Here is a 2,188-nt window from a genome sequence, read left to right as displayed (position 1 = left end):
TAAATCCTTATCTGGCAAGAGACTTAATTGATTAGTTCGCTCTAGATAAAAAACAATTGACAAAAATCGCTAAATGCCTTTCTCTATAAGGGTTCCATCCCTTATAACCCCCGTCCATTGCATAACACAAACCGAAGAGCCAGATTTTCATCTTCGATTAAAATTTGTCCGATTGGCTCTTCAAAAAATGAATTATAAATCACATCTCTAATCGCCAAATCTAGTTTACAATAAAGTGTTTTTATTTAATTTCCTCCCAAGCGATCGCAAAAATACTGACGATAAAGATCGCAGCGAGGTTTCACATTATTATCAACCCGCACCACTAATCCCATACTGTCCAGTTTAAACGACTCCTCAGACCGCAAACGTACCGGCGCTTCAGAAGTAATAACCAATTTCATGGCTGCCCCCAGTTCAGGATAATCTTCCAAAGTCTTCAAATGTCCCCGCAGATAATCGCTGTAAATTCCCGCTTCTGTGGGAGCCGTCCGCAAAAATTCCGCCAAAGAAAGATCCCCCGCTGCAATGTGATAGAGTGCCGAGCGCACCATGTAGGGATGCCCTCCAATTAACCCCATAAATTGTTCGAGTTCCCCCTCTGTCCAAGTTAATCCGTGCCGTGCTACCAACTCCTGTACCTGTTCAGGCGTAAACTCTCCCAATTCGATGGGCAACCCCACATTAAAAGGCGATTGATTGATATCCCGTTGGGCATAGGACTCTTGAGAATGGACGATGATCAGCCGCAATTTCTGCCACAGTTTTTTAATCTTGGAACTTTCATGCCAGCCGCGCAATAATCCGCATAAATCCGTCTCGATATCTGCGTATTTAAAGATGCGATCAAAGTTATCGATCGCCAACACCAACGGGCGATCGTCCCCCTCTAATAAATACTTCTCAAAATAATCCGTACTGTTATCGTTCGCTCCAAAAATATCATCCCAATACTCTTCAATCTTGACCCTTACTCCTAGTGGTTTACCCACCGACGCACAAAACCACTGCATGAACTTGTCGAGATCGTCAAAGAACTTTTGATTGGTCTGTTCCAGATCGATCGTTACCGCACGATAGCCTAGTTGAGATGCTTGGGCAAGTACCTTCGCCATCAGGGACGATTTGCCCATATTGTGGGGCGATTTAATCCGAATCAGGGAGCCAGGCTTTTGAATTTCCTCATAGCACCGTTCTTCGTAAGGGGAAGTAATATAAAAGCGAGAGTCAATGCTAACTTGTCCTTCTGGAGATTCCAAGCTAATTTCCTGTTGTATCTTGTCTGGAGTAACTGTTGGCTTGAGGGGTTCCGATTGCGTTGGCATCTCAGTGGCTTTTGCGGATTGTTGCGGCTCTGGCAAGACAGTAGGCTGTTTGTCAGTTAACACTGTCGCCATTTCCATTGCCGCGTGGCGAATCCCCTCAGCAATATTTAAAAACGCCTCACCCCGATTACTCCAAGTCGTCACAGGCTTGGCATTTTTTGGCAAAGCTTGCAACTTACCAAAAGGCGCACCACTCCAATCCACCGGCTTCAAAATAATCGGAATCACCCGCGCCTCCCCCGCATCATGCCGTGCGATCGCCCGTTCCATTTCAAGATCATAACAGTAGTCAGAAGCGATAAAGTTTTCACTAATCAACAACAGAATAATCTCGGCTGAATTGAGATTTTCATCAATGGCTTGTCTCCACTCTGTTCCAGCACTAATTTTGCGATCGTGCCATGATTTAATTACTCCCTGTCTTTGTAATGACGCGAGGTGAAGTCCCAAAGTTTCCCGCAGTTTCTCATCCCGGTGAGAGTAAGAAATAAATACATCGAGCGGTGTGGATGATAGGTCTGGATTAGGTAAAATCATGGCTCTCAGTTTTAAGATTTCAGAAACCGGTTTTTTTCAACCTATTGATTTCAGAAAACGGGGTTTTTCAAAAAAACCGTTTTCTCGTCTAACTTGTTATACTATACTACTACAACTTAAAACCTCACCATTCCCTAATCTTCCCTACGGGGTTGGAGACAAGCTTTGCACCCTCACTGAAGGAGTATAGTCATTTCAAATAAGTGTGAGACGAGGGAAAAATAAGGTAAAATCAAGAGAAACGAGCAACCCATACAGAAAAATGTCTTATAGCCTAGACTTGAGAAAAAAAGTAATCGATTATGTAGAGAATGGGGGAAGCATAA

General features: G+C 43.7%; 2 protein-coding genes. One reads left to right on the top strand and one right to left on the bottom strand.

Annotation, left to right across the window (positions count from 1 at the left end):
* Positions 1 to 245 precede the first annotated feature (245 nt).
* Positions 246 to 1,862: an AAA-like domain-containing protein gene (locus O9332_RS14880; protein ID WP_002761390.1), complete on the bottom strand. Its 1,617-nt coding sequence runs from the start codon at positions 1,860 to 1,862 to the stop codon at positions 246 to 248.
* Positions 1,863 to 2,124: 262 nt separating this feature from the next.
* On the opposite strand from O9332_RS14880, the gene O9332_RS14875 reads away from it, so the two are divergent.
* The coding region (locus O9332_RS14875) for an IS630 transposase-related protein (protein ID WP_271948249.1) at positions 2,125 to 2,188 on the top strand (64 nt) is incomplete at its 3' end.

The organism is Microcystis sp. LE19-10.1B (assembly GCF_027530565.1).
GTDB classification, from domain to species: Bacteria; Cyanobacteriota; Cyanobacteriia; order Cyanobacteriales; family Microcystaceae; genus Microcystis; species Microcystis aeruginosa.
Note: the sequence above shows the minus strand (reverse complement) of the source record. Positions and strands in the feature narration are given on the sequence as shown.

Bases quoted from the DNA above. Each gene is read 5' to 3' on its own strand.
- O9332_RS14880 (WP_002761390.1), bottom strand. From the start codon at position 1,862: ATGATTTTACCTAATCCAGACCTATCATCCACACCGCTCGATGTATTT.